This window comes from Streptomyces pyxinae (assembly GCF_024756275.1).
Classification (GTDB): domain Bacteria; phylum Actinomycetota; class Actinomycetes; order Streptomycetales; family Streptomycetaceae; genus Streptomyces; species Streptomyces pyxinae.
This window is the reverse complement of sequence record NZ_JANUGQ010000001.1, coordinates 1-14,832: the sequence shown is the minus strand read 5'-3', so window position 1 is coordinate 14,832 and position 14,832 is coordinate 1. Positions and strand designations below refer to the sequence as shown.

General features: G+C 73.6%; 13 protein-coding genes. 10 read left to right on the top strand and 3 right to left on the bottom strand.

Annotation, left to right across the window (positions count from 1 at the left end; all coding sequences use genetic code 11):
- Nucleotides 1-237 precede the first annotated feature (237 nt).
- A complete protein-coding gene (gene mnmA / locus NX801_RS00065; RefSeq protein ID WP_258784619.1) occupies nt 238-1,374 on the top strand; it encodes a tRNA 2-thiouridine(34) synthase MnmA in 1,137 nt (378 codons plus the stop codon).
- 110 nt (nt 1,375-1,484) lie between these two features.
- Here mnmA and NX801_RS00060 read toward each other — a convergent pair whose 3' ends face one another.
- Nucleotides 1,485-2,381, bottom strand: a complete 897-nt coding sequence (locus NX801_RS00060) for an alpha/beta fold hydrolase (RefSeq protein WP_258784618.1) — start codon at nt 2,379-2,381, stop codon at nt 1,485-1,487.
- Nucleotides 2,382-2,621: 240 nt separating this feature from the next.
- A complete protein-coding gene (locus NX801_RS00055; protein ID WP_258784617.1) occupies nt 2,622-2,954 on the bottom strand; it encodes a DUF427 domain-containing protein in 333 nt (110 codons plus the stop codon).
- Between NX801_RS00055 and NX801_RS00050 the strand changes: the two genes are divergently transcribed.
- The 9 genes from NX801_RS00050 to gatB all read left to right on the top strand — a co-directional run bounded on the left by NX801_RS00050 (nt 2,940) and on the right by gatB (nt 14,056).
- Nucleotides 2,940-3,251, top strand: a complete 312-nt coding sequence (locus NX801_RS00050; RefSeq protein WP_258784616.1) for a hypothetical protein — start codon at nt 2,940-2,942, stop codon at nt 3,249-3,251. The two genes, NX801_RS00055 and NX801_RS00050, sit on opposite strands and share 15 nt — an antisense overlap.
- A 20-nt stretch (nt 3,252-3,271) precedes the next feature.
- Nucleotides 3,272-3,961: an SDR family oxidoreductase gene (locus tag NX801_RS00045; protein WP_258784615.1), complete on the top strand. Its 690-nt coding sequence runs from the start codon at nt 3,272-3,274 to the stop codon at nt 3,959-3,961.
- On the top strand, nt 3,958-4,950 hold the full coding sequence (locus NX801_RS00040) for a methionine synthase (protein ID WP_258784614.1): 993 nt from the start codon (nt 3,958-3,960) through the stop codon (nt 4,948-4,950). Before NX801_RS00045 ends, NX801_RS00040 begins: the two co-directional genes overlap by 4 nt.
- A 26-nt stretch (nt 4,951-4,976) precedes the next feature.
- Entirely contained in the window at nt 4,977-7,214 is a 2,238-nt protein-coding gene (gene ligA, locus NX801_RS00035) for an NAD-dependent DNA ligase LigA (RefSeq protein ID WP_428986025.1), read from the top strand.
- Between the two features lie 217 nt (nt 7,215-7,431).
- Entirely contained in the window at nt 7,432-9,552 is a 2,121-nt protein-coding gene (locus NX801_RS00030; protein ID WP_258784612.1) for a putative bifunctional diguanylate cyclase/phosphodiesterase, read from the top strand.
- 945 nt (nt 9,553-10,497) lie between these two features.
- Complete coding sequence (gene gatC / locus NX801_RS00025; protein WP_010984178.1) at nt 10,498-10,794, top strand: Asp-tRNA(Asn)/Glu-tRNA(Gln) amidotransferase subunit GatC; 297 nt, start codon at nt 10,498-10,500, stop codon at nt 10,792-10,794.
- A 4-nt stretch (nt 10,795-10,798) separates the two neighbouring features.
- Entirely contained in the window at nt 10,799-12,292 is a 1,494-nt protein-coding gene (gene gatA, locus NX801_RS00020; RefSeq protein WP_258784611.1) for an Asp-tRNA(Asn)/Glu-tRNA(Gln) amidotransferase subunit GatA, read from the top strand.
- Entirely contained in the window at nt 12,289-12,528 is a 240-nt protein-coding gene (locus tag NX801_RS00015; protein WP_258784610.1) for a hypothetical protein, read from the top strand. The genes gatA and NX801_RS00015 overlap by 4 nt, the downstream gene beginning before the upstream one ends.
- A 16-nt stretch (nt 12,529-12,544) precedes the next feature.
- Nucleotides 12,545-14,056, top strand: a complete 1,512-nt coding sequence (gene gatB / locus NX801_RS00010) for an Asp-tRNA(Asn)/Glu-tRNA(Gln) amidotransferase subunit GatB (protein ID WP_258784609.1) — start codon at nt 12,545-12,547, stop codon at nt 14,054-14,056.
- Between the two features lie 96 nt (nt 14,057-14,152).
- Here the strand turns inward: gatB and NX801_RS00005 are convergent.
- Nucleotides 14,153-14,832: methyltransferase domain-containing protein (locus NX801_RS00005; protein ID WP_487403411.1), on the bottom strand; the 680-nt coding region annotated here is incomplete at its 5' end.

Below are 14,832 nucleotides of genomic sequence, written 5' to 3'. Positions count from 1 at the left end.
CCGGCTTTCCCGCTGTTTCCGCCCACCCGGCCGCCATCCCCGTATCCCGTATCGCGCATCCCGGTGTCCCAAGATTCCGTCAGTGCTTCCGCGCTTCCCTGCTTCCGCGCCTTCCGCGCCTTCCGCGCCTTCCGCCACGGCCGCCCCGGCTCTCCCGGTACGGTCGGCTCCGCTCACACGAGCGTCAACGCATACGCGCGCGACGACGGTTCCCGGGCCCCGTACCCTGGTGGGGCTATGAATCAGACTCCCCAGCGCCCTCTCCGTGTGCTCGCCGCCATGTCGGGCGGGGTGGACTCCGCCGTCGCCGCCGCCCGTGCCGCCGAGGCGGGACACGATGTGACCGGGGTGCACCTGGCGCTCTCCGCGAACCCGCAGTCCTTCCGTACCGGCGCCCGTGGCTGCTGCACCGTCGAGGACTCCCGCGACGCCCGGCGCGCCGCCGATGTGATCGGCATCCCGTTCTACGTCTGGGACCTGGCGGAACGGTTCCGCGAGGACGTGGTGGACGACTTCGTCGCGGAGTACGAGGCCGGGCGCACCCCCAATCCGTGTCTGCGCTGCAACGAGAAGATCAAGTTCGCCGCGCTGCTGGACAAGGCGCTGGCGCTGGGCTTCGACGCGGTGTGCACCGGCCACTACGCCACCGTGGTCGAGCACCCGGACGGCAGCCGGGAGCTGCACCGGGCGTCCGACATGGCCAAGGACCAGTCGTACGTCCTCGGGGTGCTGGACGAGCGGCAGCTCGCGCACGCGATGTTCCCGCTGGGCGACACCCTGACCACCAAGGACGAGATCCGCGCCGAGGCCGAGCGCCGGGGCCTGGCGGTCGCCAAGAAGCCGGACAGCCACGACATCTGCTTCATCGCCGACGGCGACACCCAGGGCTTCCTGGCCCGGCGGCTGGGCCGTACCGAGGGCGACATCGTGGACGAGGACGGCCAGAAGGTCGGCACCCACGAGGGCGCGTACGGCTTCACCATCGGCCAGCGCAAGGGCCTGCGCATCGGCCACCCGGCCCCGGACGGCAAGCCCCGGTACGTCCTGGACATCTCGCCGGTGAACAACACGGTGACGGTGGGCCCCGCCGAGGCGCTCGACGTCACCGCGCTCACCGCCATCAAGCCCCGCTGGTGCGGCACCGCCCCCACCGGGCCCGGCACCTACACCGCCCAGCTCCGGGCGCACGGCGGCGAGACCGGGGTGACCGCCGTCCTGGAGAACGGCGAGCTGCACGTCACCTTCGCCGAGCCGGTGCGCGGGGTCGCCCCGGGCCAGGCGATCGTCCTGTACGACGACACCCGGGTCGTCGGCTCCGCCACCATCGCCGCCACCACCCGCACCCGCCCCCGCACCGCCCGGATCGGCGCCTGACCGCGAGACCCCGGTCCCGAGGGGCGTACCGGGCGTTCGGTCCCGGGCGCTCGGTCCCGGGCGCTCGCGGGGGCGGCCCGGGGGCGTACGAGGGGCGTACGCGGCGGGCCTCACGCCCGGTAGAACTCCGCCAGCACCGGCGCCAGCACCTGGGGCGCCGGGGTGCGGGTCTGACCGGTGAGGGTGCGGTGCCGGCCGCGCGGGAGGGCCCGGGAGACCGCCCGGGCGGCCGTGCGCAGCCAGGCCGGGCTGGAGCCGCCGTCCACCACCATCGCCCGCGCCGTCACCGCGCCCAGCCGGCCGCCCGGCACCAGGCCCTCGCCGAGCACCTCGTGGTCGTAGCGCAGGGTCGGCGCCAGGGCCGTCAGCCCGCGCCAGGCGGGGGAGCTGCGCAACCGGTCCAGCTCGGCCGCCGGCATCGACGCGCCCAGGAAGAACGCCAGCGCCTCCTCCCGGCGGCCCTCCGCCAGCAGCCCGGTCAGCCGCCCGGCGACCCGGGCGAAGGGGGCGCGGTCGGCCGGATCCGTACCGTACGGCGGCTCGTACACCGAGAGCCGCCCTATCGGCAGCCCGGCCGCCGCCGCCTCCAGGGCGAGTGCCCCGCCGGAGGAGTCGCCGTGCAGATGGGCGCCGGGTCCCGCCGCCCCGAGCACCGCCGCCAGGTCCTCGACCTCGCGCGCCACCGCGTACCCGGGCGCGTCCCCGCTGGCGCCGCGCCCCCGGCGGTCGTACGTGTAGACCCGGAAGCCCGGGTGTCCGGTGCGCTCCCCGTGGCCCCCGTACGCCCCGTACTCTCCGTGCTCCCCGTCACCGGCCCGGCGCGCGCCGCCCGCCAGCAGCCCGGCCAGCGGCGCCTCGCTGCGGGCGGTGGAGAGCGCCCCGCCGACCAGCACCACCGGCGGCCCCTCCCCGCGCCGCTCGTACGCGATCGGCGTGCCGTCCCGCGAGGCGACCCGCCCCCGGACCGTGTCCGTGACCCCGCCCGGTGTCCCGCTCTGGTTCTCCATGCCGGGGCAGACCCGGGCCGGCCCCGGGACTCATCGACCGGGTGAGGAGGGGCGCAAAGGTTCGAGCACTTCCGGCCATCCGTGCGGCCGTGCGGCGAAGCCCCGCCGGAGCCACCCCCGTCCCGGAGCCGTACGCGCCCCGGGACGGGCGGTGGCCGGCCGGAGGCGGGCGGCGGCCGGCCGGCCCCGGTTCAGGGGGTCAGCCCCCGGCCCAGGAGGCTCAGCCCCCATCCCGGGGGATCAGCCCCCGGACACCACCTCCGTCTCGTAGAAGCAGAGGTGGTCCTTGATCTCCGCCACCCCCGGCTTCGGGTCCGGGTACGCCCAGACCGCGTCCCGCGCGCCGGGCAGCGACCAGTAGTCGGCGACGCCCTTGAAGGGACAGGTGGTGTGGGTGTCGGAGGCGGTCAGCAGCTCGGTGCTGACGTCCTCCGGAGGCAGGTAGTACCGGACGGGACAGCCCGTCTCGCGCAGCGCCAGCGGACGCCGGCTCTCCGCGACCAGACGGCCGTCGTGGACGACCCGTACATGATCGGTGGACGGTTCGACGGTGATGCGATGCCCTTGAGTCATACCCGGACCAACGAGCCCGCCGGAGCGCCGATTCCCCGGGGCGCGGAATCGGCCACGCGCGAGGACATGGAGTTCGAGGACACGGAGATCGAGGACATGGAGATCACGGAGGCGGGGATCACGCAGGCGACCCACGACCCGCGCCCGGCCGCCACTGGACCGGCCCCCCGGACCGGCCACGGCGGCGGCGTCCCGCCCGGCCGGCCGGACGTCACCAGGGGTGTCGCAGGGGTGTCACAGGGGTGTCACCAGGGCTACGGCTCCGCCCCGCCCCTCCGGCTCGGACACCGCGCCTGACCAGTGCGACGATGGGGCGCATGGCTACACACATGATCACTGGAGCGGGTTCCGGCATTGGCGCGGCCGTGGCCCGCCGACTGCACGAGCGCGGCGACGACCTGATCCTCATGGCCCGGGACGCCGGACGCGCCAAGGAACTGACCGCCACCTACCCCGGCTCCCGCGCCCTCGTGGGCGACCTGGGCACCCCCGACCGGCTCTCCTGGGCCCTCTCCCACCAGGAGCTCCCGGACCGGCTCGACTCCCTGCTGCACATCGCCGGCGTGGTCGACCTCGGCCGGGTCGGGGACCTCTCCGCCAAGGCGTGGCGCGGCCAGCTGGACGTCAATCTGCTGGCGCCCGCCGAGCTGACCCGGCTGCTCCTGCCGTCGCTGCGCGCCTCCCAGGGCCATGTCGTCTTCGTCAACTCGGGCGCCGGGCTCGCCGCGCACGCCGAGTGGGCCGCGTACGCCGCCTCCAAGCACGGTCTGAAGGCGCTCGCGGACGCGCTGCGCCAGGAGGAGCACGGCAACGGAGTGCGGGTCACCACGGTCTACCCGGGCCGCACCGCCAGCCCGATGCAGGCGAAGGTGCACGCCCAGGAGGGCAAGGAGTACGACGCGACCCGGCACATCGACCCCGAGTCGGTGGCCACCGCCCTGCTGACCGCGATCGACCTGCCCCGGGACGCCGAGGTCACCGACCTCTCGGTCCGGCCCGGACGGTGAGCGCGGGCTGGGGCCCCGCGACCGGGGTCGGATCGATGCCGGGCGGCGACGCCCGGGAGGCGGCGAAGACCGTCACCGGCAGCTTCGAGGACTTCCCGTACCTTCCGGAGCTGCCCGCCCGGGGCCCGGGCGCCGACATGATCGGCCGCACCACCGGGCTGCTGGTCGACGTGTACGCGCACGTGGAGCCGAGCGGCTGGCGGATCAGCGACCGGCCCGGCCGCGACACCCGCCGGGCCCGGTCCTGGCTGACCGAGGACCTGGACGCCCTGGAGGAGTTCACCCAGGGGTACCAGGGCCCGCTGAAGCTCCAGGCGGTGGGGCCCTGGACGCTCGCCGCCACCCTGGAACTGCACGGCGGCGAGGCGGCGCTGGGCGACCCGGGCGCCTGCCGGTACCTGGCCGGTTCGCTGGCGGAGGGGCTGCGCGCCCAGCTGGCCGAGGTCGGCAGGCGGATCCCGGGCGCCCGGCCGGTGCTCCAGCTGGACGAGCCCGCGCTCACCTCGGTGCTGGGCGGCCGGGTGCCGACCGCCAGCGGCTACCGCACCCACCGGGCGGTGGACCGTCAGGTGGTGGAGGGCACGCTCCGGGAGGTGATCGCCGCCGCCGGGGTCCCGGTGTCGGTGCACTCCTGCGCGCCGGCGGTGCCGTTCGGACTGCTGCGCCGGGCGGGGGCCGCCGCCGTCTCGTTCGATCTCACGCTGCTCACCGAGCGTGAGGAAGAGGCGATCGGGGAGGCCGTCGAGGGCGGTACCCACCTGTTCACGGGCGTGGTGCCCGGCACCGACGGTCCATTGTCCGACCCTGCCGGTAGCGTCATGGGTGTCAGAACGCTGTGGCGCAGGCTGGGGCTGAATCCGGGGACTCTCGCGGAGTCCGTGACGGTCACTCCCACGTGCGGGCTGGCGGGTGCCTCACCCGCGTACGCCCGTGCGGTCCTCGCCCACTGCGGCAAGGCGGCACGCTCACTCGCGGACAACCCTGAGTGACGTTGGCGACGGTGGTAACGGGAGGAATGACAGTGGCTGTCGACGCGGGTGACCAGCGGGACGGTGACCGGAAGGACGTGGTTCCGGCGGAGGTGCGTGAGCGGCACGGCCTGCTGGCCGAGCAGATCGAGGAGCACCGCTTCCGGTACTACGTCCGGGACCAGCCGGTCGTCAGCGACGCCGAGTTCGACCGGCGGATGCGCGACCTGGAGGCGCTGGAGGAGGAGTACCCGGAGCTGCGCACGCCGGACTCCCCGACCCAGAAGGTCGCCGGGCAGTACGCCACCGAGTTCACCGCCGTCGAGCACCGGGAGCGGATGCTCTCGCTGGACAACGCCTTCGACGACGAGGAGCTGGCCGCCTGGGCCGACCGGGTGGCGCGGGAGGTCGGCTCCTCGTCGTACCACTTCCTCTGCGAGCTGAAGGTGGACGGACTCGCCGTCAACCTCACGTACGAGAAAGGCCGGCTGACCCGCGCCGCCACCCGCGGGGACGGCCGTACGGGTGAGGACATCACCCCGAACATCCGCACCATCTCCGACATCCCCGAGCGGCTGAAGGGCGACCGGGTCCCGGACCTGGTGGAGATCCGGGGCGAGGTCTTCTTCCCGATGGAGAAGTTCGAGGAGTTGAACGCCCGGCTGGTGGCGGCGGGCGACAAGCCCTTCGCCAACCCGCGCAACGCGGCGGCCGGGTCGCTGCGCCAGAAGGATCCCAAGGTCACCGCCACCCGCCCGCTCCACATGGTGGTGCACGGCATCGGCGCCCACGAGGGCTGGGCGAGGACCGGGTCCGGCACCGGCCGGCTCTCCGGGGCGTACGCGCTGCTGCGCGAGTGGGGACTGCCCACCGCCCGGCACAACAAGGTGGTCGACGGGCTCGACGGCGTACGCGAGTTCATCGCCCACTTCGGCGAGCACCGGCACTCGGTGGAGCACGAGATCGACGGGGTCGTCGTCAAGCTGGACGAGATCCCGCTCCAGGGCAGACTGGGCTCGACCGCCCGGGCGCCGCGCTGGGCCATCGCCTGGAAGTACGCGCCCGAGGAGGTCAACAGCAAGCTGATCGACATCAAGGTGGGCGTCGGGCGCACCGGCCGGGTCACCCCGTTCGCCCAGGTGGAGCCGGTGACGGTGGCCGGTTCCGAGGTCGAGTTCGCCACCCTGCACAACCAGGAGGTGGTGAAGGCCAAGGGCGTGCTCATCGGGGACACCGTGGTGCTCCGCAAGGCGGGTGACGTCATCCCGGAGATTCTGGGCCCGGTGGTGGACCTGCGGGACGGCAGCGAGCGCGAGTTCGTGATGCCCGCCGAGTGCCCCGAGTGCGGCACACCGCTGAAGCCCATGAAGGAGGGCGACATCGATGTGCGCTGCCCCAACGCCCGCGCCTGCCCGGCCCAGCTCCGGGAGCGGCTGTTCTATCTGGGCGGCCGCTCCAGCCTGGACATCGAGCACTTCGGCATGGTGGCCGCCGCCGCGCTGACCGGCCCGCTGGAGCCCGCCGCGCCGCCGCTGGCCGACGAGGGCGACCTCTTCGATCTGCGGGAGGAGCAGCTCCTCGACATCCGGGCGTACGTCCTGGACCCGGACAGCGGGCTGCCCAAGCGCGACCCGAAGACCGGCGAGGAGAAGATCGCCCGGGTCTTCGCCAACCAGAAGGGCGAGCTGAAGAAGAACGCCCGGGCCATGCTGGACAACATCGCGGCGGCCAAGGAGCGCCCGCTCGCCCGGATCATCAACGGCCTGTCGATCCGTCATGTCGGCCCGGTCGCCGCCCAGGCGCTGGCCCGGGAGTTCCGCTCGATCGACCGGGTCTTCGCCGCCACCGAGGAGGAGCTGGCCGCCACCGAGGGCGTCGGCCCCACCATCGCCGCCGCCATCAAGCAGTGGCACGAGGAGGAGTGGCACCGCGAGATCCTGCGCAAGTGGAAGGCGGCCGGGGTCCGGTGGGAGGAGGAGTCCACCGGCGAGGACGAGGGCCCGCGCCCGCTGGAGGGGCTCGCCGTGGTGGTCACCGGCACCCTGGAGCACCACACCCGGGACGGCGCCAAGGAGGCCCTGCAGAGCCGGGGCGCCAAGGTCACCGGGGCGGTCTCCAAGAAGACCTCCTTCGTGGTGGTGGGGGACAACCCCGGTTCCAAGTACGACAAGGCGGTCCAGCTGAAGGTGCCGGTCCTGGACGAGGACGGGTTCGCGGTGCTGCTCGAACAGGGGCCCGACGCGGCCCGCGAGGTAGCCGTTTCGGCCGAACAGCAACCCGAATAGGGCAGTTCAGAGTCACCCGTACGGCGCATACCGGCCGGTTAAGGGTGGCGCGGTCGCATTCGGGCAAGACCTGTAGAGCGCTGCCCGCCGAAGCCATCCGCGGCCTACTGTTGGAAGGTGCGCCTGTCGTGCACGGCTGCGGGGTGGATTCCGGTCGTGGTGGCATGACAACGGGCCATCGCGTGGCATCGGCACCGCCGGCTGTGAGAGGGACGCAATGAAACCCACCGAGAGCGCCACCCCGGCGGCACGACCGCGTGTGCACGCGGTCCGCGCCGGTCTGGCCGTACGGCTTCCCGCCGCCGTCGTCGTCCTCGCCGGTCTCGTCCTGGCGACGGGCCTCGTCCGCACCGTCCAGAACGGACAGGGCCTCTTCCCCGGCGGGGCCCCCGGCTGGTCGCTCGCCGTCCTCACCGGCCTGGTCGTCGGCCACCTGGTCGCGCTCGGCCGGGACCGCTGGTGGGGCGGCACCGGCTCCGGCGCCGCCCTCACCCTCGCCGTCCTGCTGCTGTACGGCTGGGTCCCGGCCGGCCTGGTCAGCCTCGCCGTCGTCGTCCTCGTCGGAATGGCCCGACGCCACCGCTGGCGCCAGGGCCTGCTGCACGGCGCCGCCGACATCCTCGGCATCGGCGGGGCCGCGCTGGTCCTCGCCGCCTTCGGGGACGCGCCCTCGGTGGAACAGCCCTGGCAGCCCCTCGCCTGGGGCTTCACGGCCGTCCCCGAGGTGACCCTCGCCGCCGGCGCCTATCTGATGGTCACCCGGCTGCTGCTCTGGTACACCCTGGCCCCGCAGAGCGGCGGGCTGCCCACCGCCGCCCGCACCGCGCTGCTGCGCCAGGGCCTGGTCGCCGTCGCCCTGCTCGGCATCGCCCCGCTGATCTGCGTGGTCGCCGTCTCCCTGCCGGTACTGCTGCCGCTCTTCGCGGTGCCGCTCATCGCCCTGGACTCCACCCTCTGGATCGCCCGCGCCCGCGCCGAGGAGCAGCTCCGCGACCCGCTGACCGGGTTGCCCAACCGCCAGTGGCTGCTGGAGCGCACCTGGTCGGCGCTGGAGGAGGCCGAGGGCGAGGGCGTCCGCGCGGCGCTGGTCCTCATCGACCTGGACCGCTTCCGGTCGGTCAACGACACCCTCGGCCACCTGGCCGGCGACCGGTTACTCCTCCAGATCGCGGACCGGCTCCGGCTCGCCCTGCCACGCGGCGCCGAGGCCGCCCGGCTCGGCGGCGACGAGTTCGCCGTACTGCTCCCCACCACCGACTCCGCCACCAGCGCCCAGCGGGTCGCCCGCCACCTGGTCGCGGAGTTCTCCTCCCCGCTCGACCTGGACGGCCTCACCCTGGTCCTGGAGGCCAGCGCGGGTGTCGCCGTCTTCCCCGACCACGCGCTCGACGCCGAGGGCCTCCTCCAGCGCGCCGACGTCGCCATGTACCAGGCGAAGCGGGACCGCACGGGCGTGGAGGTGTACGAGTCCAAGCGCGACTCCAACACCCCCGACCGGCTCGGCCTCCTCGGCGACCTGCGCCGCGCCCTGGACGCCGGTGACGTCGAGCTCCACTACCAGCCGAAGGTCCGCTTCGACGGCCAGGTGGCCGGCCTGGAGGCCCTGGTCCGCTGGGTGCACCCGGAGCGCGGCAAGGTCCCGCCCGACGAGTTCATCGCCATCGCGGAGTCCAGCGGGCTGATGCCCCACCTCACCGAGTACGTCCTGGAGACCGCCCTCGCCCAGGTGGCCCGCTGGCGCGCCCAGGGCCTGCTGGTCCCGGTCGCCGTCAATGTCTCACCCCGGGACGTCCACACCCCCGGCTTCGCCGGCTCCGTCGCCGCCCGCCTCGCCCGCCACGGCGTCCCGGCCGGGGCGCTCCAGCTGGAGATAACCGAACACGTCCTGCTGGAGGACCCCCAGCGCGCCGCCGACACCCTCGCCGGGCTCACCGCCCACGGGGTGAAGATGTCGCTCGACGACTTCGGCACCGGCTACTCCTCCCTCGTCCACCTCCGCCGCCTCCCGGTCAGCGAGCTGAAGATCGACCGCTCCTTCGTCGCCCGTCTGGCGGTTGACACCGAGGACGCCGAGATCGTTCGCTGCACCGTGGATCTGGCCCACTCCCTGGGCCTCCTCGTGGTGGCCGAGGGCGTCGAGGACGACGAGACCTGGGAGCGCCTCCGCGACCTCGGCTGCGACGCCGTCCAGGGCTGGCTGGTCGCCGCCGCCATGCCCCCCGCCGAGACCACCGCCTGGCTCCGCGCCCGCGGCGAGGGCGGCTGGCACCCCCCCTCCGCCGAACTCCGCCCGGCGTCCCCCACGGGACCCCCGGCCTCTTCGGCGGCCACGCCGTGACTTGGTAGGGCTCCTTCTCCCCCAGACCCCGTCCGGGGGCCCCACCGGGGCGCCTTGTGCGGGTGCCGACGGTCGACCATGCTCGACCCCCTCGTTCCCCGGCGGCCTGCGCGTTCCCCCAGACTTCGTCCGGGGCCCCACGAGAGGCATCCGGCTATAGGGGTGCGGGGCCGGGCGGGTGCTGTCCTCGGCTCACACTCTTCCCAGTCGGGGCCGGGTGAGCGCCGCGCGGAGGCGGCGGGGGTGACCGTCCGGCCGGTCGGCGGGGTGTCACCGGACGGGTACGGCCGGAGGGGGCCGCGTCCCACCGGTCGCCCGGCGGGGGAGTGTGGGGCCCGCTTCCGTGCGGTGCGGCAGCCCGGGCGCGCGGGTGTGTCCGACCGGTGCGCCGGCGCGGGGGCGTACGGCGCTGCTCACGGCCCTGCGGGCGTACCACCGGGGCACACTCCCGCAGGCGCACCGCGCCACATCCCTCCGGGGTGAGCCGGACCGGGGTGCCACCCGCCACCGTGCCACCGGCCGCCCGCTCGCAGCCGTACGGCGCGAGCATCCCCCGGGCCCGCCGCCTCCCGGCCACCGGCCCTCGGCGGCACGGGAGCGCACCCGGTCTCCGAGGCACCGCCCCCGGCATCCCCGGCCGCCGGTGTGTCGCCGTCGGTCACCCGTCCCACCATCGGCCCCCACTCGCCACCGGCCCACACCCACCACCGGCCACCGCTCCGGCACGACCGGCTCATCGGGTCCGGCCTCCGGGGCGCCACCGGCGGGGACTCGGCACGCCTGCCGGGCCGGGCACCGGGGCACCGGCCCCCATGAGCGGACGGATCGTTCCGGGGCCCGGCGGGGGTCGTCGGCCGCCCCGCCCCAAACCGTTTCACGGGCAGTGCGCGGCGCCCCATAGGATTGGGGCCAAAACCAACATTCACCCACCCTGAGGATCGCTGCATGCCTGGCATCACGCGCGAGGAGGTCGCTCACCTCGCCCGGCTGGCACGTCTGGAGCTGAAGGCGGAAGAGCTCGACCACTTCGCCGGACAGCTCGACGACATCATCGGCGCGGTCGCCCGCGTCTCCGAGGTCGCCGACCAAGACGTCCCGCCGACCTCCCACCCGCTGCCGCTGACCAACGTCATGCGCGCGGACGAGGTCCGTCCCTCGCTCACCCCCGAGCAGGCGCTCTCCGGCGCCCCGGCACAGGAGCAGCAGCGTTTCAAGGTGCCGCAGATCCTGGGGGAGGACTGACACGATGACGGACATCACCAAGCTCACCGCCGCCGAGACGGCGAGCCGCATCGCCTCCGGCGCGCTCACCGCCGTCGAGGTCACCGAGGCCCACCTGGCCCGGATCGAGGCCGTCGACGAGAAGGTGCACGCCTTCCTGCACGTCGACCGCGAGGGCGCGCTGGCGCAGGCCCGTGCCGTGGACGCCAAGCGCGAGCGCGGCGAGAAGCTCGGCCCGCTGGCCGGTGTGCCGCTGGCGCTGAAGGACATCTTCACCACTAAGGACATGCCGACCACCGTCGGTTCCAAGATCCTTGAGGGCTGGCTGCCACCGTACGACGCCACCCTCACCACGAAGCTCCGTGACGCCGACGTCGTCATCCTCGGCAAGACCAACATGGACGAGTTCGCCATGGGGTCCTCCACCGAGAACAGCGCCTACGGCCCGACCGGCAACCCCTGGGACCTGACCCGTATCCCGGGCGGCTCCGGCGGTGGGTCCAGCGCCGCGCTGGCGTCGTTCCAGGCGCCGCTGGCCATCGGCACCGACACCGGCGGCTCCATCCGCCAGCCGGCCGCCGTCACCGGCACGGTCGGTGTGAAGCCCACGTACGGCGGGGTCTCCCGCTACGGCATGGTCGCCTTCTCCAGCAGCCTGGACCAGGGCGGTCCGTGCGCCCGTACGGTGCTGGACGCGGCGCTGTTGCACGAGGCCATCGCCGGGCACGACCCGCTCGACTCCACCTCCATCGACGCCCCGGTGCCGCCGGTCGTCGAGGCCGCGCGGAACGGCTCGGTGGCCGGGATGCGCGTCGGTGTGGTCAAGCAGTTCCGCGGCGAGGGCTACCAGGCCGGCGTCGTCCAGCGGTTCGACGAGTCGGTCGAGCTGCTCAAGGAGCTGGGCGCCGAGATCGTGGAGCTGGACTGCCCCTCCTTCGACCTGGCGCTCTCCGCGTACTACCTCATCGCCCCGTCCGAGTGCTCCTCCAACCTGGCCCGGTTCGACGCCATGCGCTACGGCCTGCGGGTCGGGGACGACGGCGGCAGGTCGGCCGAGGAGGTCACCGCCCTCACCCGTGAGGCGGGCTTCGGTGACGAGGTCAAGCGCCGGATCATGCTCGGCACGTACGCGCTCAGCTCCGGCTACTACGACGCGTACTACGGCTCGGCGCAGAAGGTCCGGACGCTCATCACCCGGGACTTCGAGAAGGCCTTCGAGCAGGTCGACGTGATCGTCTCCCCGACGACCCCGACCACCGCCTTCCCGATCGGTGAGCGCGCCGACGACCCGATGGCGATGTACCTCGCCGACCTGTGCACCATCCCGACCAACCTGGCAGGCAACGCCGCCATGTCGCTGCCCTGCGGCCTGGCACCGGAGGACAACCTGCCGGTCGGTCTGCAGATCATCGCCCCCGCCATGAAGGACGACCGGCTCTACAAGGTCGGCGCCGCCGTCGAGGCCGCCTTCGTGGAAAAGTGGGGTCACCCGCTGCTGGAGGAGGCTCCGTCGCTGTGAGCGCACTGACCAAGGCCAAGGGCTTCAAGAAGTCCCGGACCGGTACGTATCTGTCCATCGGCACCACCGCGTTCGGCGCGCTGAGCGTGATCAAGCAGGCCCGCAAGGCCCGCTCCGACAGCGACACGCTGCTGCTGCTGGACGCCGCCGTCTCCGCCGCCGCCATCGCGACCGGCCTCGCCATCCTGGTGCGGGAGCTGAAGCGCCTCGGTGACGACGACGTCCTGTTCGGCTGAGAGGGAAAGTTTCACCGTGACCGTCATCACCGACCTGGTGCCGTACGAGGACGCCCTCGCCGCCTATGACCCCGTCATGGGCCTGGAGGTCCACGTCGAGCTCGGCACCCGGACCAAGATGTTCTGCGGCTGTTCGACGGAGCTCGGCGCCGACGCCAACTCCCAGACCTGCCCGACCTGCCTCGGCCTGCCCGGCTCGCTGCCGGTGGTCAACGCGACCGCCGTCGAGTCGGCCGTGAAGATCGGCCTGGCGCTGCACTGCGAGATCGCGGAGTGGTGCCGTTTCGCCCGGAAGAACTACTTCTATCCGGACATGCCGAAGAACTTCCAGACCTCGCAGTACGACGAGCCGATCGCCTTCAACGGCTATCTGGACGTCCAACTGGAGGACGGCGAGGTCTTCCGGGTGGAGATCGAGCGCGCCCACATGGAGGAGGACACCGGCAAGTCGACCCACGTCGGCGGTGCCACCGGCCGCATCCACGGCGCCTCCCACTCGCTGCTCGACTACAACCGGGCCGGCATCCCGCTGATCGAGATCGTCACCAAGCCGATCACCGGCGCCGGTTCCCGCGCGCCCGAGGTCGCCAAGGCGTACGTGGCCGAGCTGCGCGAGCTGATCCGGGCCCTGGACGTCTCCGACGCACGCATGGAGATGGGCCAGATGCGCTGCGACGTCAACCTGTCGCTGCGCCCGCACGGCACCGAGAAGTTCGGCACCCGCTCCGAGACGAAGAACGTCAACTCGCTGCGGTCGGTCGAGCGGGCCGCGCGGTACGAGATCCAGCGCCACGCCGCCGTCCTCGGCGGGGGCGGCACCATCGTCCAGGAGACCCGCCACTTCCACGAGGAGGACGGCTCCACCACCTCCGGCCGGGTGAAGGAGGAGGCCGAGGACTACCGGTACTTCCCGGAGCCCGACCTCGTCCCGGTCGCCCCGGCCCGCGCCTGGGTCGAGGAGCTGCGGGCGACCCTGCCCGAGCTGCCGCGCGTGCGCCGCAACCGGCTCCGCGAGGAGTGGGGTGTCTCCGAGCACGACATGCAGTCCATCCTCAACGCGGGCGCGGTCGATCTGATCGTCGCCACCACCGAGGCGGGCGCCCCCGCGGACCAGGCCCGCAAGTGGTGGATGGGCGAACTGGCCCGCCACGCCAACGAGTCGGGCACTCCGCTGGACGCCCTGGCCATCACCCCGGCCCAGGTCGCCCGGGTCACCGAGCTGGTCTCCTCCGGCGACCTCAACGACAAGCTGGCCCGCCAGGTCATCGAGGGCGTCCTGGCCGGCGAGGGCGAGCCGGACCAGGTCGTGGAGAAGCGCGGTCTGAAGGTCGTCTCGGACGAGGGCGCGCTGGGCGCCGCCGTGGACGAGGCCATCGCGGCCAACGCGGCCATCGCCGACAAGATCCGCGGCGGAAAGGTCGCCGCCGCCGGCGCCCTGGTCGGCGCGGTCATGAAGGCCACCCGTGGCCAGGCCGACGCCGCCCGCGTCCGCGAGCTGATCCTGTCCCGCCTCGGCGTCGAGGGCTGACCCTCCGGCCAACTCCCGCACCCCGCCCGGCCCCCGGTCTCCGTTCCCACGGAGCCGGGGGCCGGGGCGGTTCCGGATCCCGTCGTCCGCCGGCGGTCAGCCGGTCCGGGGGACGGGTCGGTCGGGGGTGTCCAGCCAGGCGTGATGGGTCCCGTCCGGCTGCACGGTCATCCCGAACCGCTCGGGCCCGGGGGATCCGGCCTGGTGCCACCAGGTGAGCGCGGCCGTCACCTCGTCCCAGAGCCGTCGGGGCCCGTGCTGGTGGATGGTGAACCGCTCCCCGTCTTCCGGGCCTTCGGGGTTTTCGGGATCGGGGTCGATGGCGGCCCGGGAGGTGGCATCGGTAGTGGTGAGCCAGAGCCGTGAGGTCACGCCGTCGATGCCGGGGTCGTGTTGCCAGGTGTGTGAGATGTCGCGGGTCTGGAGGCCGATGGCGAACCGGGCGTTCCAGTTGTCCCCGGTGACCGCGCAGGGCGAGACGCCGGTGGTGGTCTCCTCCGGCTGGTCCTCGTCGCGTACGACATCTCGGAGGATCCGCGGGTCGGTGCGGTGGGCGCGCAGGGGCATACAGGCGGGGTGCGGGGTGAACCAGCCGGAGGCGGTGCCGTCGCCCTCGACGGTGAGCCGCAGCAGTCCGTGGGAAAGCCAGGGGGTTTCCCAGGGCGCGAGCACGATCCCGCTGGGCGCGGTCTGTTCGATCCAGGCGTACGGCACCGCCCGTACGGCGCAGGTGGCCAGCACCCGGTCGTAGGGGGCGTCCTCCGGGTGGCCGTCGG

Coding starts and splice junctions, on each gene's coding strand:
- mnmA (WP_258784619.1), top strand. CDS start 238: ATGAATCAGACTCCCCAGCGCCCTCTCCGTGTGCTCGCCGCCATGTCG.
- NX801_RS00060 (WP_258784618.1), bottom strand. CDS start 2,381: ATGGAGAACCAGAGCGGGACACCGGGCGGGGTCACGGACACGGTCCGG.
- NX801_RS00050 (WP_258784616.1), top strand. CDS start 2,940: ATGCCCTTGAGTCATACCCGGACCAACGAGCCCGCCGGAGCGCCGATT.
- NX801_RS00055 (WP_258784617.1), bottom strand. CDS start 2,954: ATGACTCAAGGGCATCGCATCACCGTCGAACCGTCCACCGATCATGTA.
- NX801_RS00045 (WP_258784615.1), top strand. CDS start 3,272: ATGGCTACACACATGATCACTGGAGCGGGTTCCGGCATTGGCGCGGCC.
- ligA (WP_428986025.1), top strand. CDS start 4,977: ATGACAGTGGCTGTCGACGCGGGTGACCAGCGGGACGGTGACCGGAAG.
- NX801_RS00030 (WP_258784612.1), top strand. CDS start 7,432: ATGAAACCCACCGAGAGCGCCACCCCGGCGGCACGACCGCGTGTGCAC.
- gatC (WP_010984178.1), top strand. CDS start 10,498: ATGCCTGGCATCACGCGCGAGGAGGTCGCTCACCTCGCCCGGCTGGCA.
- gatA (WP_258784611.1), top strand. CDS start 10,799: ATGACGGACATCACCAAGCTCACCGCCGCCGAGACGGCGAGCCGCATC.